12 protein-coding genes and 2 rRNA genes are annotated in these 18,761 nt (G+C 68.7%); 5 read left to right on the forward strand and 9 right to left on the reverse strand.

Going from position 1 to position 18,761, the window contains the following annotated elements:
• Window positions 1-142: 142 nt before the first annotated feature.
• The 7 genes from OHA55_RS10350 to mtnA all read right to left on the reverse strand — a co-directional run bounded on the left by OHA55_RS10350 (window position 143) and on the right by mtnA (window position 9,185).
• Entirely contained in the window at window positions 143-1,171 is a 1,029-nt protein-coding gene (locus OHA55_RS10350; protein WP_266710402.1) for an IS30 family transposase, read from the reverse strand.
• Window positions 1,172-1,611: 440 nt separating this feature from the next.
• Window positions 1,612-2,301, reverse strand: a complete 690-nt coding sequence (raiA, locus tag OHA55_RS10355; RefSeq protein ID WP_266704998.1) for a ribosome-associated translation inhibitor RaiA — start codon at window positions 2,299-2,301, stop codon at window positions 1,612-1,614.
• Window positions 2,302-2,629: 328 nt separating this feature from the next.
• Window positions 2,630-3,349, reverse strand: a complete 720-nt coding sequence (locus OHA55_RS10360) for a ComF family protein (protein WP_266705000.1) — start codon at window positions 3,347-3,349, stop codon at window positions 2,630-2,632.
• A gap of 85 nt (window positions 3,350-3,434) precedes the next feature.
• Window positions 3,435-5,270 (reverse strand): LpqB family beta-propeller domain-containing protein, encoded by a 1,836-nt coding sequence (locus OHA55_RS10365; RefSeq protein WP_266710524.1) that lies wholly within the window; start codon window positions 5,268-5,270, stop codon window positions 3,435-3,437.
• Window positions 5,271-5,301: 31 nt separating this feature from the next.
• Window positions 5,302-7,344, reverse strand: a complete 2,043-nt coding sequence (mtrB, locus tag OHA55_RS10370) for an MtrAB system histidine kinase MtrB (protein WP_266705002.1) — start codon at window positions 7,342-7,344, stop codon at window positions 5,302-5,304.
• Window position 7,345: 1 nt separating this feature from the next.
• Window positions 7,346-8,035 carry a two-component system response regulator MtrA gene (mtrA, locus tag OHA55_RS10375; protein ID WP_007448372.1) on the reverse strand — a complete coding sequence of 230 codons (690 nt, stop codon included), beginning with the start codon at window positions 8,033-8,035 and terminating at the stop codon, window positions 7,346-7,348.
• A 4-nt stretch (window positions 8,036-8,039) separates the two neighbouring features.
• Window positions 8,040-9,185 carry an S-methyl-5-thioribose-1-phosphate isomerase gene (gene mtnA, locus OHA55_RS10380; protein WP_266705004.1) on the reverse strand — a complete coding sequence of 382 codons (1,146 nt, stop codon included), beginning with the start codon at window positions 9,183-9,185 and terminating at the stop codon, window positions 8,040-8,042.
• A gap of 398 nt (window positions 9,186-9,583) precedes the next feature.
• Between mtnA and OHA55_RS10385 the strand changes: the two genes are divergently transcribed.
• Genes OHA55_RS10385 through OHA55_RS10405 form a run of 5 tightly spaced genes read left to right on the forward strand, consistent with a single transcriptional unit; the run spans window position 9,584 to window position 15,187 of the window.
• Entirely contained in the window at window positions 9,584-10,741 is a 1,158-nt protein-coding gene (locus OHA55_RS10385) for a hypothetical protein (protein ID WP_323180388.1), read from the forward strand.
• Between the two features lie 4 nt (window positions 10,742-10,745).
• Window positions 10,746-11,453 (forward strand): DUF4129 domain-containing protein, encoded by a 708-nt coding sequence (locus tag OHA55_RS10390; RefSeq protein ID WP_266705008.1) that lies wholly within the window; start codon window positions 10,746-10,748, stop codon window positions 11,451-11,453.
• A complete protein-coding gene (locus OHA55_RS10395) occupies window positions 11,450-12,871 on the forward strand; it encodes a DUF4350 domain-containing protein (RefSeq protein ID WP_266705010.1) in 1,422 nt (473 codons plus the stop codon). Before OHA55_RS10390 ends, OHA55_RS10395 begins: the two co-directional genes overlap by 4 nt.
• Window positions 12,868-13,869: a MoxR family ATPase gene (locus OHA55_RS10400; RefSeq protein ID WP_266705012.1), complete on the forward strand. Its 1,002-nt coding sequence runs from the start codon at window positions 12,868-12,870 to the stop codon at window positions 13,867-13,869. The genes OHA55_RS10395 and OHA55_RS10400 overlap by 4 nt, the downstream gene beginning before the upstream one ends.
• 10 nt (window positions 13,870-13,879) lie before the next feature.
• Window positions 13,880-15,187 (forward strand): DUF58 domain-containing protein, encoded by a 1,308-nt coding sequence (locus OHA55_RS10405; protein ID WP_266710526.1) that lies wholly within the window; start codon window positions 13,880-13,882, stop codon window positions 15,185-15,187.
• A gap of 191 nt (window positions 15,188-15,378) precedes the next feature.
• On the opposite strand, the gene rrf is transcribed toward OHA55_RS10405, so the two are convergent.
• Window positions 15,379-15,495: ribosomal RNA gene (gene rrf / locus OHA55_RS10410) — 5S ribosomal RNA — on the reverse strand.
• A 74-nt stretch (window positions 15,496-15,569) separates the two neighbouring features.
• Window positions 15,570-18,695, reverse strand: a 23S ribosomal RNA gene (locus OHA55_RS10415).
• Window positions 18,696-18,761: the final 66 nt, after the last annotated feature.

Here is an 18,761-nt window from a genome sequence, read left to right on the forward strand (position 1 = left end):
AACGGCACTGCACCGCATACCGATTGGCTCGGGGGGCCATGCTTTCATGCCTGGCCGCCGGAGCGGAGGTCCCGTGGTCGCACGCCGGTGCCCCCGGGGGCGCGAACGGCGGATTCTTGGGGTCCTCGCAACACCTGATGGCCTATGCGGTTGTCAGTAGAGCACGCAGGCGCTCGGCTGGGGTTCTCCAGCCGAGCGTCTTGCGTGGCCGGCCGTTGAGTTGCTGGGCGACGTGTTCGAGGTCTTCGGGGCTGTGGACGGACAGGTCGGTGCCCTTGGGAAAGTACTGCCGCAGCAGACCGTTGGTGTTCTCATTCGACCCGCGCTGCCAGGGAGAGTGGGGGTCGCAGAAGTAGACGGGGACTCCGGTGGCCACGGTGAACTGCTTGTGGGCGGCCATCTCGCACCCCTGGTCCCAGGTCAGTGAGCCACGCAGGTGTGCGGGCAGGGTCCGGATCAGCGGGACCAGTACGTCGCGCACCTCCTCGGCGGTGTGTCCGCCGGGCAGATGTCCGAGCATGACGTAGCGGGTGGAGCGCTCGACCAGAGTCACGATCGCGCTCGCGCTCCGGGGACCGACGATCAGATCGCCTTCCCAATGGCCGGGGACCGCCCGGTCCTCGACCTCGGCGGGCCGCTCAGAGATCATCACCATCTCGTCGACGAACCGGCGCTGGCGTTGGTCCGGGCTTCGGTGCGGCTTGCGGCGGGTGCGCCCGGTGCGCAGCGCCAGCGCGACTTCACGGCGCAGTCCGCCGCGGGCCTGGACGTAAACCGCCTGATAGATCGTCTCCGGACTCACCCGCATGCCCTCGTCGTCGGGGAACTCGATGGGGAGAGCGTTGCAGATCTGCTCGGGCGACCAGCGTTCCTGGAGCCGGTCCGCGACGAAGTCGCGCAGTGGACCTTTCTGGGCGAGCTTGGACTCCTTGGGGCGGGACCGGCTCCTGGCCCATGCGCGCTGGGCTTGGTGCGGGCGGTAGGTGCCGCCTGCCGAGTGGGTGTCGATCTCGCGCTTGACGGTCGAGGCCGGCCGACCCAGGGCCCGGCCCATCGCGCGCAGCGAGTGGCCCTCGCGCCGCATGTCGGCGATCAGCTCCCGCTCGGCCACGGTGAGGAACCGGGGGTGGAGATCGGCCTCGACGGCGGTCAGGGACGGGCCCCCCGACACAACGGTGGTGGTCACACCAGTCGTATAGTCGATCAAGCGGCCGTCCGCATGCAGACGTGAGTGGCCGATCTGCCGAATGCCTCGGTCCCAGTCCTGGGCTGTGCGCGGGTGGACACCGGCCTGGACCGCAGCCTCACGGCGTCGGACCCCGGCCGCCCGAAGGCGCTCGTACTCCGCCCGTCGGGGATGCCCGCCCCTGCTGGGCTTGCCACGACCACGAATGCCGGCCTTGCGAGCCCACCCGGCCGCCGTATGCCGGCTCACCCCTACCGCCCGAGCCGCCCCGGTGACGCTGCCGTCCGCCTCGTCCAACGCCTCGAAGAACCTCGACTTCAGCGCCTCAAAATCCATGATCCCCGCAACCCCTGGAACTCCAGGGTGTTGCGGGGATCAGTGGAACCCGCCGAACACGCTCCAGGGGGCACCGCCGAGACGGATCGTCAGCCGCCGAGCGCACCGCCCGCGCCGCCGGCCTCGTCGGAGGCGAGCGGGTCGGTCCTCAGGTGGATGACACCGTAGTCGTAGGCGTGCCGCCGGTAGACGACGCTGGGTTCCTTGGTCTCCGCGTCGACGAACAAGTAGAAGTCGTGGCCGACCAGTTCCATCTCGTAGAGCGCCTGGTCGAGCAACATCGGGGCCGCCACGTGCGTCTTCTCGCGCATCACCAGCGGGCCTTCGCCCTGTACCTCCAGCGAACCGATCTTCGTGGTGGGTACTTCTTCGGCCGTCTGTTCGTTGACCAGTTCGCCGTCCTCGTCGAACGCTGCCGTGCCCGGCACCACATCGGCGACCTCGGCGGCCGACAGGCGGCCGTTGCCGCGGCGGCTGTAGCGCTTGTCGTGCTGCTTGCGCAGCCGCGCCTCCAGCTTGCCGGTGGCCAGGTCCAGCGCCGCGTACGCGTCGCCCGCAGCCGCTTCCGCCCGGATGACCGGGCCGCGCGAGCGGAGCGTGATCTCCACCCGGTCGGAACGGTCGGCCTGACGGGGGTTCGGCTCCTTGGACACCTCGACGTCGAGGCTGATCACCTTGCCGTCGAACTTCTGGATCTTGTCCAGCTTCAGCTTCTCGGCCACGTGCTTGCGGAACCGCTCGGGCACCTCGGTCTTGCGGCCCTTGACGACGATGTCCACGCAGAACTCCGTTCCCGGATCGCTCCGCAACGGTGGCGGAGCGCCTCCCTTTTGCACCAGGCTCCAGCGCTTTCCGGAGCCTCGGACTCGGTGACCTTCCACCTCCTCCTGCCCACCGACGGGTTCACCATCCCGCCGATCTTCCGACAGCTGAACTCCGGATGTAGGCCTGCCCGAAACCTGGTGGTGCATTCACCGAGGCCTGGGATTCACCATTCCTCACCACCGAACATAGCGTGCCGACCGCCTTCTCGGCACCCGCTACTCACACGTACCTCCGTTCAGGTCCCTTTACCCTCCCACCACCTGCGGAGATGAAACTTTTCTGTCAGTTCCGGTTTATTTCGAAAGCAGACGGAGAAGCTGCGACCACAGCTGCCCAGAAGGGCCGGTACGCGCCCGTCCGGGGCACGGCCGGGCCGACCGCGCGGGCCGCCTCCGCCAGCGTCGCCCCGGTCGTCATCAGGTCGTCCACCAGCACCACCCGGCCTGCCGCGAGGAGCCTCTCCGCGCCGGGTACCGCCTCCAGCGCGCCCGCGAGGTTGGCCCTGCGCTGGACCGCCCGGAGCCCCGCCTGGTCGGCGACCCGGCGCCGCTGCCGCAGGACGGGCAGGACCCTCGCGGGGGTGCCCGACCGGCGCAGCGCGGCACTCGCCGTCAGGGCGATCCGCCGCACCGGATCGTGCCCGCGCGCGGCCGTGGACCGACGGGCTGAGGGTACGGGCACGAGCAGCAGCGGCCCGCCCTCCCCTGAGCGTCCCGGTCCCGCCCGTACGGCAGCTGCGAGCGCTCCGCCCAGCGGCCGCGCGAGCGTCAGGGCGCCGCGCTCCTTGTGGGCCAGCAGAAGGGCGCGCACGGCGTTCTCGTACGGAGCGGCGGCGTGCACCACCGGGAGTCCGGGCGGCTCGGGCGAGGGCCGCACCCGGCGCGGCTCCCCACCGCCCAGCGCGTCCCCGCACCCCGCGCACAGCTCCGTACGCGGCCTGCCGCAGCCTCCGCAGGCCACCGGCAGGACCAGCCCGGCGAACTCCCGCCACCACTGCCGCACGGCACCACCCTGCCCCGCCGTCCCGAACCCCCGCCACCCCTGTGGAAAACCTCGCGGGAGCGCGCGCGTACCGACCGGGCCGGGCTCAGCCCGGGTAGACCAGCGAAGTGCCCTTCTTCAGCACCGTCTGCCAGTTGTCGCCGGGCGACAGTTTCACGATGCCGTCGCTCATGGTGTCCGCCATCAGCGGCAGGAGTTCGTCGTCGGCCGCGGCGATCGACTCCACCTGGTTGACACCGGGCAGCACCTCGGAGGACGACGTGGACCCGTCCGCCTGCACGTAACGCACCTGCTGGACCCCGCCCTCCTCCTTGCCGACCACGACGAGCCGGCCGCGGCCGGACCAGGAGACCGCGGTGACGTCGGTGAGCTGCGGCGCGGCCTGCCGCAGGTCCTGCACGGAGACCTCCTGCGCCTCGCCGGAACCGACCCGCTCGACCCGGCCGATCTTCAGCGTCCGGTGGCCCTCGTCGCCCACCAGCAGCGCGATCCGCACGCCGTCCCCGGACATCCGGAGCGCCTCGATCCGCGCACCGCCGAGGCCCGGGACCGAGACCTCCCGAGGGGCGCCCTCGCCACCGGCGAGCCTGAGCAGCCGGGGGCGGTCCGGGTCGCGGTCGGCGACCCAGAGGTCGCCCCGGCCGTCCCAGCTCGGGGCCGACAGACGGTCCTCGGCGGACGCCGCGGTGCTGACGACCGGGGCCACGGCCGGCAGTTCGCTCTCTTCGACGATCGACGCCACGTACAGCCGCGACCGGTCCTCGGTCACCCCGGCCGCCTTCTCCTCGTCGCGGGAGACCCCGACCGCGCTCATCCGCGGGTTGCCCTCGCCGAGCGGACCGGTCACCGGTACCGGATCGCCGCCGCCCTTGGTCGAGCCGGGAATCCGCTGCACCTTGCCCTCGTCGACGAAGTACTGGCCGACGGGAGCACCGGTGCCGCTGTCCGCGGCGAACTCGGACGCCTCCTCGGCGCCCAGCGAGCAGAGGACCTTCTGCCCGCTCTCCAGCTCCACCCGCTCGACCCGGGCGGACGTCAGGTCCCGCAGCGTGAAGAGCACCTGGGCCGCCATCATCCGGCAGGCCGCCCGGCCCGCGCCGGACGCCTTCGTGTTGAGCGGCACCTTGAGGACGTTCTGGTCGTCGGGCGCCAGCGAGGTGACGCCCTTCTGCAGCGTCGTACCGGTGGGGAAACTGGAGTCGACCACGGGCCGCAGCCAGTCGGTCGGCCCGTCGAGGAGGGTCCGGATGGTCTGCGTGGTGGCGTCCATCCGCGTCACGGGGTCGGTCCGGTTGCGTACGTAGACGGGATCGGCGACCAGCGCGGCGGGACCGTCCGCCGTACGGGGCGCACCGGCCGCGAAGTAGTAGGTGTTGACGGAACGGTAGAGCCGCTTGAAGTCGGACTGGCCGAGCACCAGGCCGTCCGGCACCGAGCTGATCCGCCACTCCTGCTTGCCGTCCGCGCTCTTCTCCCGCACCAGGTGCAGGGTCTGCGCGTAGTCGGCGGGTGCGATCGGCCGGTACGAGCTCTGCGCGTCGACCTGCGCCACCTTCTGGCCGCTGAGGGTGTACGTGGTGTCCGTCGCGTCGGGCTCCGGGCCCCCGAGCCCGGGGGCGTTCCGGTTGGGGGCCTTGGCGAGCACGGTGGTGCCGGCGGCCGGGCGCCAGGTACGGGCCGCGTCCTCGGTCAGATAGGTGCGGGTCGTCCGGAAGGAGGGGTCGTCGCTGGTCATCGACTCCAGGAAACCGTCGACCACCTCACCCGGTTCCGCGCCCGCGCGCGGCGGCACCGCGTAGACCTGCACCTGGGCGTCGCCGGCCTGGGAGGCGTCGACGGACTTGACGTCCCCGACGACCGGCATGGACCCGCATCCGGCGAGCAGCAGGACGCCGAGGCCGAGCACCGCGACGGTCGGCACGGCCCTGCGGCGACGGCGGTCGTCACGACGGTCAGTACCCACGTCGGGTGTCCTCCTGGTCCGGGAACCGGTCCGGGTTCCGCTCCTGGGCCTGCTCGGGGATCTGCGGTGCGGGGGCGCTGCCCGTGCCCGGGCGGGTCACCACCCGCGCGCCGCTGCCGGGCAGCGCCGCCGGGTGGACCGAGACAGGAGCCTGTCGCGAGGTGCCGGGCGCGGGCAGCGGAGCCCGCTCGGAGGAACTGGGCTGGTGGGGTACGGCCATCACCCGGTTCCGGCCGTCGGTGCCGGAGTCCGCGTCGGGGTTCACCGCCCCGGAGCGCTCGCGGTCCGCGACGTTGCGCCGCGAGTCCTCGGGCTCCAGGGGTATCGGTGACCCGCGCAGCGGCTCGTCCGCCGTACGGGGAAGGGTGAGCCGGAACTGCGAACCGCCACCCGGTTCGCCCCACGCCTGGAGCCAGCCGCCGTGCAGCCGGGCGTCCTCCACCGCGATGGAGAGCCCGAGACCGGTGCCCCCGGTCGTACGGGCGCGGGCCGGGTCGGCACGCCAGAACCGGTTGAAGACACGCGTCGCCTCGCCGGGCTTCAGCCCGACGCCGTAGTCACGCACCGCGACGGCGACGGCGCCCTGGGCCACGCCCATCCGCACCACGACGTCCCGGCCCTCGCCGTGCTCGACGGCGTTGACCACGAGGTTGCGCAGGACGCGCTCGACCCGCCGGGGGTCCGCCTCGGCCACGACCGGCTGCTCGTCGCCGACCACCCGGATGCGGGTGCCCTTCCGCTCGGCCAGAGGTTCGGCGCCGCCGATCACCCGGCGTACGACGGACCGCAGATCGATCGGCTCGGCGTCCAGCGCGGCCGCCCCCGCGTCGAACCGGCTGATCTCCAGCAGGTCGGACAGGAGGGACTCGAACCGGTCGAGCTGGTCGCCGAGCAGTTCGGCGGCCCGGCCGGTTATGGGGTCGAAGTCCACCCGCGCCTCGTGGATGACGTCGGCCGCCATGCGCACGGTGGTCAGCGGGGTGCGCAGCTCGTGCGAGACGTCCGAGACGAAACGGCGCTGCATCCGGGACAACTCCTCCAGCTGCTGGATCTTCAGCTGGAGGTTCTGGGCCATCTTGTTGAAGGCCTCACCGAGCCGGGCGATGTCGTCCTCGCCGGTGACCTTCATCCGCTCCTGGAGCCGTCCGGCCGAGAGCCGCTCGGCGATCCCGGCCGCCATCCGTACGGGCGTGACGACCTGGCGCACCACGAACCAGGCGATGGCGCAGAGCAGGACCACGACGAAGAGCCCGGCGGTGGCCAGTGTCGTCTTGACCAGTGCCAGAGACTTCTCCTCCTGGGTGAGCGGGAAGAGGTAGTACAGCTCGTAGGGGTTGTGGTCGATGTCGTAGAGCCGCTTGCCCACGACGAGTCCGGGCTGCGACTGCTTGCCGTAGGAGTAACGGATCAGGGAGTACGTCTGGAACGCCCCCGGTCCCTTGTCGACCGCCGCGCGCAGACGGTCAGGAACGCTCGACGCCTCCACGCTGCCCGATCCGCGCGGCGCCCGGCTGGCGGTGCCCCGGCTCACGGAGTCGGGGCTGAGCGCCACCACGTTGAAGGCGTTGGCGCCGCCGCTGGCGAGCTGGTCGACGAGGTCGGTCCGCCAGGAGGTGTTGGCCGACATTCCGTCGGTACCGTCCTCACGGCCCGGGGCGAGGGGCTCGTTGGCCTTCGCCTGGGCCGCGGCGAACCCGCCCGCGGCCTGTGTCTGGGCGGCGTTGCGCTTGGCGTCGAGCAGGCCGTTGCGCACCTGTCCGATGACGACGAAGCCGAGCAGGAGCACGACGCCGAGCGACATCAGCAAGGTGCCCGCGACGACCCGGAGCTGGAGATTGCGCCGCCACACCCGCAGGGCGGGCAGCAGGGGACGCCGCAGCCAGCGCAGCAGAAGGCGCGGGAACGGGCCTCCGGGCGTCCGGCCGGTGAACAGCCGGCCGGACCGGAGGAGACGGGAGCGTCCCTGTCCGGCAGCCCGCTCCTCGGGGGCTCCGGGCTCCCCGGGGCCAGGAGCAGTGCTGCCTCGGGTCATGTCAGCTCGGTCCGGCCTTGTAGCCGACGCCACGCACGGTGACGACGATCTCGGGCCGCTCCGGGTCCTTCTCGACCTTGGAACGGAGGCGCTGGACGTGCACGTTCACCAGACGGGTGTCCGCGGCATGCCGGTAGCCCCACACCTGCTCCAGCAGGACCTCACGGGTGAAGACCTGCCACGGCTTGCGGGCGAGCGCGACCAGCAGGTCGAACTCCAGCGGGGTCAGGGCGATGGACTGCCCCTCCCGCTTCACCGAGTGCCCGGCGACGTCGATGACCAGGTCACCGATGGTCAGCTGCTCGGGCGCCGGCTCCTCCGACCTCCGCAGTCGTGCCCTGATCCTGGCCACCAGCTCCTTGGGCTTGAAAGGCTTCACGATGTAGTCGTCGGCCCCGGACTCCAGACCCACCACCACGTCGACGGTGTCGCTCTTCGCGGTGAGCATCACGATCGGCACGCCGGACTCGGCCCTGATGAGCCTGCAGACCTCGATGCCGTCCCTTCCGGGGAGCATCAGATCGAGCAGCACCAGGTCCGGCTTGGCCTCCCGGAAGGCAGCAAGTGCCTTGTCGCCGTCCGCTACGAACGACGGTTCAAAACCTTCTCCACGCAACACGATGCCGAGCATCTCGGCCAGTGCGGTGTCGTCGTCGACGACAAGGACACGTCCCTTCATAATCGACATCATCCCATTAGCTAATCGTTATCTGCGATGACCTGGCACACAGCTCGGCCAGTCCGGCCTTGGTGACCGGCGAAATGACGCCCTCCCCCGTGACGATCGCCGTGATCAACTCCGGAGGTGTGATGTCGAACGCGGGGTTGTACACCGGGGTTCCCAGGGGCGCCACCACCAGCCCGGCCCCTTCTCCCCCGTGCGGCGCCGGGCGCCGCGATGTGAACTCCGTCACCTCGCGGCCGGAACGCCGCTCGACGACGATCGACGCGCCGTCCGGAGTGCCCGGATCGACCGTGGTGGCGGGCGCCACCACGATGAACGGTACGTGGTGGTACTTCGCGAGCACCGCGAGCGGGTAACTCCCCACCTTGTTCGCCACCGAACCGTCCGCCGCGATGCGGTCCGCACCGATCAGCACCGCGTCCACCTGCCCCGCCGCGAAGAGCGACCCCGCTGCGTTGTCCGTGAGCAGTTCGTACGCCATGCGGTGCCGGGCGGCCTCGTAGGCGGTGAGCCGAGAGCCCTGGAGCAGCGGACGCGTCTCGTCCACCCACAGCCGCCGCAGCCGCCCCCGCCGATGCGCGGCGAGCGCGACGGCGAAAGCCGTCCCCTCGCCGCCGGAGATCAGAGCCCCCGTGTTGCAGTGGGTCAGCAGGCGGTGGCCTCCGGCCGGCAGCAGTTCGTCCAGCAGCGACAGGCCGAACCGGGCCATGCGGCCGGATGCCTCCGCGTCCTCGCGGTGCAGGGCCCGCGCCTCGGCGAGCGCTGCGGCGGCGGCCCGCTCCGGCCCCGCCCCGTCGGCCAGCGCCGCCGCGTGGGCCCGGGCCGCGCGCCGTACCCCGTGGGAGAGGTTCACAGCGGTGGGCCGCGCCGTGGCCAGCAGCTCCACGGCCTCGGCCACGTCGTAGCCCCGGACCGCCGCGAGGGCGACGCCGTACGCTCCGGCGATGCCCAGAAGTGGTGCCCCACGCACCGCCAGTGTCTGGATCGCCCGCACCAGCGCGGGAGCGTCGGTGCACACCAGCTCGACTTCCTCGGCCGGAAGCCGGGTCTGGTCGAGCAGCACCAGGACCGGGCCTTCGGGAGGCTCCTCCCAGCGGAGTACGGGAAGCGCGGAAGGCTCGTGGCCCGTCGGCGATTTCGCGTCCTGTTCAGCCATCCGCCCAGTCTGCCCGGTGGAAGGCCCACATATGAAGGTGCCAACCAGAAGCACCTCGAACGCACTTCTGCCACGCGTGGCACGATGGCTGCCAACCTGCCGCCCCGATGTGCGGTCAGGACGGTGAAGGAGCCAGAATGAACGACTCTCCGGGCTGGGCCCCGCCCGGATCCGCCCCCTCCGACGAACGGGGCGCAGGCGTACCTCGCCCCTCCGGACCGGTCGACTCCGAACCTCCGGCCGACTCCCGGCCCGCAGACGCGCATCCATCCGTCGCGAACCCCGCCTCCGCGGCCCCTTCCTCCGCAGCAGCAGCCCCCGCAGCCCCTGCAGCCCCTGGAGCCCCGAACGCTGCCGGCGCGAGCCCTGCCGGTGCGAACGACGCGACCGGAAACGGCGTGGCAGGCCAGTGGTCTCCCACTCAGCCGCCGCCCGGTCAGTGGTCCAACCCGACGCCGCCCGCCCCCGGGCCGGGGACACCTCCGCCACCGGCAGCCTGGGGAGGCAACCAGAACCCCGGTGGCCATCCGGGCTGGAGCGGCCGGGTCCAGCCGGGGTGGGGCGGTCCGCAGGGCTGGGGCCGCACTCCGCCGGCACCCAAGCCGGGTGTCGTCCCCCTTCGTCCGCTGGGTGTCGGTGAGGTACTCGACGGCGCGGTCTCCGCCATGCGCGCCCACTGGCGCACCGCGCTGGGAATCAGCCTGGTGGTCGCCGTCCTCGTGCAGGTCGTCTCCCTCCTGATCGAGCGTTTCCTGCTGCCCGAACCGGTGACGATCGACCAGAACGCCTCCGAGGCGGAGGTCCTGCGCCAGTCCGTCGACGCGATGCGGTCCCTGCTCCTCACGAGCCTGCCGAGCGTCCTGCTGGGCTCGGCCGCCATCCTCTTCACCGCGTCGGTGCTCAGCGTCGTGGTCAGCCGCTCGGTGCTCGGCCGCGCCGTCACCACCGCCGAGGTCCGGGCGGAAACGCGCCCCCGGATCGGGGGAGTGGTGGGCCTCGCTCTGCTGCTCTCGGTCGCGATCGTGGCGATCATGGCGGTGGGCCTGGCCCCGGGGCTGCTCGTCGGCGACGAGGCCGGCGCCGCTCTCCTCGTGCTCGGCTTCCCCGCCGCCTCCGTGGTGGTCCTCTGGCTGGCGACCCTCTTCTGCCTCTCGGCTCCGGCCCTGATGCTGGAACGTCAGACGGTGGGCGCGGCTCTTCGCCGGTCCGCGAAGCTGGTCCGGGGAGCCTGGTGGCGGACCTTCGGCATCCTGGCGCTCGCCTTTCTGTGCGTCGCCATCGTGTCCATGATCATCGCTGTCCCCGTCGCCCTGATCGCGCTCTCCGTCGACGGCGGCGTCGCCAACTCGCTCTTCAGCGCCGAACCGACCCCGACCGGCTGGCCCTTCCTCATCGTGACCAGCATCGGCGGCGTGCTCATCTCGATGCTGACGTACCCCTTCGTCTCCGGTGTGATCTCCCTGCTCTACATCGACCAGCGCATCCGGCGCGAAGCTCTCGACATGGAACTCGGCCGGGCGGCCGGGCTCCCCGGATACGCGTCCAGCGGAGGCTGATGGCATGACAGGGGCGGGGGGAACCATCACATCGGGCGCACGTGTGTGGGCCGGTCCGAGAATCGCAGACATACCCGTGGACACCCCACGGATTCCCGCGCGGGAGGCGGCGGAGAAGGAACTGTCCAAGGGGATGTACCACGAAGGCGACCCCGGTCTGCTGGAACGGGCCTTCGACGCCGTCCTGGACTGGATCCGCGGGCTCTTCGACGGTGTCGCCGACATCGTGCCGGGGGGACCGCTCGGTGTCGTCGTGCTGGTAGTCCTGGCCATCGGCCTGGTGGCCGCCCTCTGGTGGCGGCTGGGCACACCGCGGCGGCCGGCCGTCTCGGCGAAGCCCCTCTTCCGGGAGAGCGGTCCGCGCGGCGCGGCCGCGCACCGCGCCGCAGCCGAGAAGCACGCAGCCGCCCTCCGCTGGACCGAGGCGGTCCAGGAGCGCACCCGCGCGATCGTCCGCTCCCTGGAGGAGCGCGCGCTCCTCGCTTCCCGCCCCGGCCACACGGCCGACGAGGCGGCGGAGGAGGCCGGTCGCCGGCTGCCGGACCACGCGGCCCGGCTGCGCGCGGCGGCCCGCACGTTCGACGCCTTGACGTACGGCGGCCGCACGGCCGACGAGAGCGCGTACCGGACAGTCCGCGCGCTCGACGACGACCTCGAAGCGACGCGGCCGACGACCGCCGACGCCGCGGTCACGACGGGAGTCGCCCCATGACCGGTCCCACGCAGACCGCCACCGGTTCCGCGGACACGGCGATCGTGTCCGGCTCCGCGGTCACGGACACCCGCTCCGCCCCGGCGGACACCGAACCCCCGTCCACCTCCCTGTCCGCGACACCCGATCAGATCTGGAAGCGGGTTCGCGGCCTGCTGGCGGCCGTGCTCGTCCTGGTCGTCGGTGGCGTCACCATCGCGGCTCTGCAGTCCGGCTCCCCTCACGGGACGCTCGACCCCCGGTCCGCCGATCCCGATGGCAGCAGGGCCCTGGCCGAACTCCTCGGACAACGAGGCGTCACCGTCGACAGGGTCACCACGCTCGACGCCGCCCTGTCCGGGGCCGGAGCCGACAGCACCCTTCTGGTCACCGAGCCGGACCTGCTCACCGGGTTCCAGCAGGAGCGCCTGTTCGATGCCGGGTACCGCTCCGGGGGCCGCACCGTGCTGATCGCCCCGGAAGCGTCGTCCGTGCCCACGCTCGCCCCGGGTGTGAGCATCGGACCCACCGTCAAGACGGCCGTGCGCGAGCCCGCCTGCTCCTACCCGGCCGCGCGCCGGGCGGGCGCGGCCGACCTGGGTGGGGTCACCTACGAGGCGGAAGGAGCCGGGGTCTCCGGCTGCTACCCGGCTCACGGCCTCACCCCGCTCCTCGTCGTCCCTCAGCAGAACGGCGAGACCGTCCTGCTCGGCAACTCCGACATCCTGGTGAACGAGCACCTCGCCCACGAGGGCAACGCCTCGCTCGCCCTGCAACTCCTCGGCTCGCGTACGCATCTCGTCTGGTACCTCCCTTCCCTCTCCGATCCCTCCGCCACGGAGGACGGTGACGACACGAAAGACAGCGCCGGTGCCGGTCGGAAGCACCAGACCGATGATGAAGGCGCCCAAGACCAGGGCGCTGCTGATGGCCCCGCCCAGAACCACCCGACCGGCGGGGACTCCGAGCAGGACCGCCGAAGCGAGGGGGGTTCCGGCGAGGACGACGGGAACGGCTTCCTCGACCTGATTCCTTCCGGCTGGTTGTGGGGAACGCTCCAACTCGCCGTCGCCGCGGCGCTCGCCGCCGCTTGGCGCGGACGCAGGTTCGGTCCGCTGGTGGCGGAGAAGCTGCCGGTCGCCGTCCACGCCTCCGAAGCGACCGAAGGCCACGCCCGCCTCTACCGGAAGGCCGGCGCACGCGACCGTGCCGCCACCCTGCTCCGCGAGTCGGCCCGCATACGCCTCGCTCCACTCGCGGGTGTCTCGCCCCGCGACGCCCATTCCCCGGATGTACTCGTCCCCGCACTCTCCGCCCGGCTTCCCGCCGACGGCACACTCGATGCCCTGCTCTTCGGACCGACCCCGGACGACGACACCGCACTTGTACGCCTGGCCGACCAACTCGACGCCCTCGAAAGAGAGGTACGCACGTCATGAGCGCCCTGACCCCGGCGATACCAGGGACCTCCGCGGCCCCTGTCGACTCCGACGCCGCCCGCGCATCACTCGAAGCCCTGCGCTCCGAGATCGCCAAGGCCGTGGTCGGCCAGGACCCGGCCGTCACCGGCCTTGTGGTCGCGCTGCTCTGCCGGGGCCACGTGCTCCTGGAGGGCGTCCCCGGCGTGGCCAAGACCTTGCTCGTCCGCGCGCTGGCCGCTTCCCTCGAACTCGACACCAAGCGTGTTCAGTTCACCCCCGACCTGATGCCCAGTGACGTCACGGGGTCTCTCGTTTACGACGCCCGAACCGCCGAGTTCTCGTTCCAGGCAGGTCCGGTCTTCACCAACCTGCTGATCGCCGACGAAATCAACCGCACGCCCCCGAAGACGCAGTCCTCCCTCCTTGAGGCCATGGAGGAGCGTCAGGTCAGTGTCGACGGAACCCCTCGCCCCCTCCCGGACCCCTTTCTCGTCGTGGCGACCCAGAACCCGGTGGAGTACGAGGGCACGTATCCACTGCCCGAGGCCCAACTGGACCGCTTTCTCCTCAAACTGACGGTGCCTCTTCCCAGCCGGGAGGAAGAGATCAACGTCCTCACCCGTCACGCACAGGGCTTCAACCCGCGTGACCTGAAGGCGGCGGGCATCTCCCCCGTCGCAGGTGCGGCCGACCTGGAGGCCGCCCGCGTCGCTGTCGCCTCCACCTCGGTCTCCCCCGAGGTCGCCGGTTACGTCGTCGACCTCTGCCGTGCCACCCGTGAATCCCCCTCGCTCGCTCTCGGTGTCTCCCCCCGCGGCGCCACCGCGCTGCTGTCCGCTTCCCGTGCCTGGGCCTGGCTCACCGGCAGGGACTTCGTCATCCCCGACGACGTGAAAGCCCTCGCTCTGCCCGCCCTCCGTCACCGCATCCATCTGCGGCCCGAAGCCGAAATGGAAGGCGTCACCCCGGACGCCGTCATCAACTCGGTGCTCGCTCTCGTGCCGGTCCCCCGATGAGGCGGTGACCATGCCCCTCACTGGAAGAGCCGCACTGCTGGCCGCTGTTGGGTCACTGCCTGTAGGCATTCTGGCCCCAAGCTGGGCCGGGATGCTCGCGGTCAATGCCCCCCTCTCGCTAGCCATTCTGTGCGACTACGCCCTGGCAGCACCAGTGCGAAGCCTGCACTTCACCCGATCTGGTGATACATCAGTTCGACTTGGTGACAGTGCTTCGGTGCAACTCACCGTAACCAACAGCTCGCGTCGCCATCTGCGTGCCGAACTCCGCGACGCCTGGTCCCCGAGCAGCGGGGCCACCGACGCGGAGACCGGCACGTCCCGCCGCTCGGTCTCCGTCGCCCCCGGCGAAGCGCGGCGCCTCACCATGCTGCTCCGGCCGACCCGGAGGGGGGATCGTGTCCCCGATCGAGTGACGGTGAGGTCGTCGGGACCGCTGGGACTCGTGTCGCGCCAGGGGTACCACCGGGTTCCATGGAACGTGCGGGTGTTTCCGCCGTTCTCCAGCCGCAAACACCTCCCTTCCCGACTGGCGCGTCTCCGCGAACTCGACGGGCGTACGAGCGCGTTGAGCCGTGGCGAGGGGACCGAGTTCGACAGCCTCCGCCCGTACGTACCGGGTGACGACACCCGGTCCATCGACTGGCGGGCCACAGCACGGCAGACCGCGGTGGCCGTGCGGACTTGGCGCCCCGAACGGGACCGGCACATCCTGATCGTTCTCGACACCGGCCGTACCTCGGCCGGCCGGGTCGGTGACGTGCCCCGGCTCGACGCCGCGATGGACGCCGCCCTGCTGCTCACCGCACTGGCTGGGCGGGCGGGAGACCAGGTGAACCTCCTCGCCTACGACCGGAAAGTGCGGGCCCAGGTCCGCACGACCACCGGAGGGGTGCTGGCGAAGGTGGTCGACGCCATGGCGACGCTGGAACCCGAGCTGGTCGAGACGGACACCCGCGGGATGAGCGCCGCAGCTCTGGCCGCCGCTCCGAAACGGTCGCTGATCGTGCTGCTAACCACGCTCGACGGAGCTCCTGCCGAAGAGGGCCTGCTGACGGTCCTTCCGCAGCTCACCCGTCGCCACACCGTCGTCGTGGCGGCGGTGGCGGACCCCCGGGTCGAGGAGATGACGCGCCGCAGGGGTTCGGACGAAGCGGTTTACGAGGCCGCTGCCGGAGTCCGCGCCCGCGCTCAGCGCCGGCAGGTCGCGGAACGGCTCCAGCGCCATGGTGCCGTCGTGGTGGATGAACTGCCGGAAAGCCTGGCGCCGGCACTGGCAGACGCCTACCTCACACTGAAGGCGGCCGGTCGGCTCTGACGCGATTCGCCCTGTTCTCGTTCTTGCGCCCGCCGGCCTGCCATGGGGCGGAAGGACAGGAGCAGGGCGAGAAGCGTATCCATATGCTCTTGTCTCTCACGGTCGCGGAATTACGGCCCGTCCCGCGTCCCCTGTGCCGTAAACGCAGAAAACCCCCGTGCCACAAGGCACGGGGGTCTCCCGGAAAAATTGTTCGGCGGCGTCCTACTCTCCCACAGGGTCCCCCCTGCAGTACCATCGGCGCTGAAAGGCTTAGCTTCCGGGTTCGGAATGTAACCGGGCGTTTCCCTAACGCAATGACCACCGAAACACTATGAAATTAACCAACCGGAAAAACACGGCGGTTGTTATTTCAGAACCAACACAGTGGACGCGAGCAACTGAGGACAAGCCCTCGGCCTATTAGTACCAGTCAGCTCCACCCGTTACCGGGCTTCCACATCTGGCCTATCAACCCAGTCGTCTACTGGGAGCCTTAACCCCTCAAAGGGGGTGGGAATACTCATCTTGAAGCAGGCTTCCCGCTTAGATGCTTTCAGCGGTTATCCTTTCCGAACGTAGCCAACCAGCCATGCCCTTGGCAGGACAACTGGCACACCAGAGGTTCGTCCGTCCCGGTCCTCTCGTACTAGGGACAGCCCTTCTCAATATTCCTACGCGCACAGCGGATAGGGACCGAACTGTCTCACGACGTTCTAAACCCAGCTCGCGTACCGCTTTAATGGGCGAACAGCCCAACCCTTGGGACCGACTCCAGCCCCAGGATGCGACGAGCCGACATCGAGGTGCCAAACCATCCCGTCGATATGGACTCTTGGGGAAGATCAGCCTGTTATCCCCGGGGTACCTTTTATCCGTTGAGCGACAGCGCTTCCACAAGCCACTGCCGGATCACTAGTCCCGACTTTCGTCCCTGCTCGACCCGTCGGTCTCACAGTCAAGCTCCCTTGTGCACTTACACTCAACACCTGATTGCCAACCAGGCTGAGGGAACCTTTGGGCGCCTCCGTTACTCTTTAGGAGGCAACCGCCCCAGTTAAACTACCCATCAGACACTGTCCCTGATCCGGATCACGGACCGAGGTTAGACATCCAGCACGACCAGAGTGGTATTTCAACGGCGACTCCACAACCACTGGCGTGGCCGCTTCAAAGTCTCCCACCTATCCTACACAAGCCGAACCGAACACCAATATCAAACTGTAGTAAAGGTCCCGGGGTCTTTCCGTCCTGCTGCGCGAAACGAGCATCTTTACTCGTAATGCAATTTCACCGGGCCTATGGTTGAGACAGTCGAGAAGTCGTTACGCCATTCGTGCAGGTCGGAACTTACCCGACAAGGAATTTCGCTACCTTAGGATGGTTATAGTTACCACCGCCGTTTACTGGCGCTTAAGTTCTCAGCTTCGCCGACCCGAAAGTCAGCTAACCGGTCCCCTTAACGTTCCAGCACCGGGCAGGCGTCAGTCCGTATACATCGCCTTACGGCTTCGCACGGACCTGTGTTTTTAGTAAACAGTCGCTTCTCGCTGGTCTCTGCGGCCACCCCCAGCTCATGGAGTAAATCCAATCACCAGTGATGGCCCCCCTTCTCCCGAAGTTACGGGGGCATTTTGCCGAGTTCCTTAACCATAGTTCACCCGAACGCCTCGGTATTCTCTACCTGACTACCTGAGTCGGTTTAGGGTACGGGCCGCCATGAAACTCGCTAGAGGCTTTTCTCGACAGCATAGGATCATCCACTTCGCCACAATCGGCTCGGCATCAGGTCTCAGACTATATGCACGACGGATTTGCCTACCGTGCGTCCTACACCCTTACCCCGGGACAACCACCGCCCGGGCTGGACTACCTTCCTGCGTCACCCCATCGCTTACCTACTACAAGTCTGGTTCATCGGCTCCACCACTACCCTCAACTCCGAAGAGATCGGGCCGGCTTCACGGACTTAGCATCGCCTGATTCAGTACTGGGCGTTTCAAAGCGGGTACCGGAATATCAACCGGTTGTCCATCGACTACGCCTGTCGGCCTCGCCTTAGGTCCCGACTTACCCTGGGCAGATCAGCTTGACCCAGGAACCCTTAGTCAATCGGCGCACACGTTTCTCACGTGTGTATCGCTACTCATGCCTGCATTCTCACTCGTGAACCGTCCACAACTCGCTTCCGCGGCTGCTTCACCCGGCACACGACGCTCCCCTACCCATCCCAGCCCCCGTTGGGGGTATGTGCTGGAATGACACGACTTCGGCGGTACGCTTGAGCCCCGCTACATTGTCGGCGCGGAATCACTTGACCAGTGAGCTATTACGCACTCTTTCAAGGGTGGCTGCTTCTAAGCCAACCTCCTGGTTGTCTCTGCGACTCCACATCCTTTCCCACTTAGCGTACGCTTAGGGGCCTTAGTCGATGCTCTGGGCTGTTTCCCTCTCGACCATGGAGCTTATCCCCCACAGTCTCACTGCCGCGCTCTCACTTACCGGCATTCGGAGTTTGGCTAAGGTCAGTAACCCGTTGGGGCCCATCGCCTATCCAGTGCTCTACCTCCGGCAAGAAACACACGACGCTGCACCTAAATGCATTTCGGGGAGAACCAGCTATCACGGAGTTTGATTGGCCTTTCACCCCTAACCACAGGTCATCCCCCAGGTTTTCAACCCTGGTGGGTTCGGTCCTCCACGAAGTCTTACCTCCGCTTCAACCTGCCCATGGCTAGATCACTCCGCTTCGGGTCTAGAGCGTGCAACTCAATCGCCCTATTCGGACTCGCTTTCGCTACGGCTTCCCCACACGGGTTAACCTCGCTACACACCGCTAACTCGCAGGCTCATTCTTCAAAAGGCACGCAGTCACGACGCACCAAGCAAGCTTGATGCGCGACGCTCCCACGGCTTGTAGGCACACGGTTTCAGGTACTATTTCACTCCGCTCCCGCGGTACTTTTCACCATTCCCTCACGGTACTATCCGCTATCGGTCACCAGGGAATATTTAGGCTTAGCGGGTGGTCCCGCCAGATTCACACGGGATTTCTCGGGCCCCGTGCTACTTGGGTGTCTCTCAAACGAGCCGTTGATGTTTCAGCTACGGGGGTCTTACCCTCTACGCCGGACCTTTCGCATGTCCTTCGCCTACATCAACGGTTTCTGACTCGTCTCACAGCCGGCAGACTGTGAAAGAGAGATCCCACAACCCCGCATGCGCAACCCCTGCCGGGTATCACACACATACGGTTTGGCCTGATCCAGTTTCGCTCGCCACTACTCCCGGAATCACGGTTGTTTTCTCTTCCTGAGGGTACTGAGATGTTTCACTTCCCCTCGTTCCCTCCACACTGCCTATGTGTTCAGCAGCGGGTGACAGCCCATGACGACTGCCGGGTTTCCCCATTCGGAAACCCCCGGATCAAAGCTAGGTTGACAGCTCCCCGGGGACTATCGTGGCCTCCCACGTCCTTCATCGGTTCCTGGTGCCAAGGCATCCACCGTGCGCCCTTAAAAACTTGGCCACAGATGCTCGCGTCCACTGTGCAGTTCTCAAACAACAACCAGCCACCCATCACCCCAAACCTTAC

Origin of the sequence: Streptomyces sp. NBC_00102, from assembly GCF_026343115.1 — a bacterium.
Classification (GTDB): Bacteria; Actinomycetota; Actinomycetes; order Streptomycetales; family Streptomycetaceae; genus Streptomyces.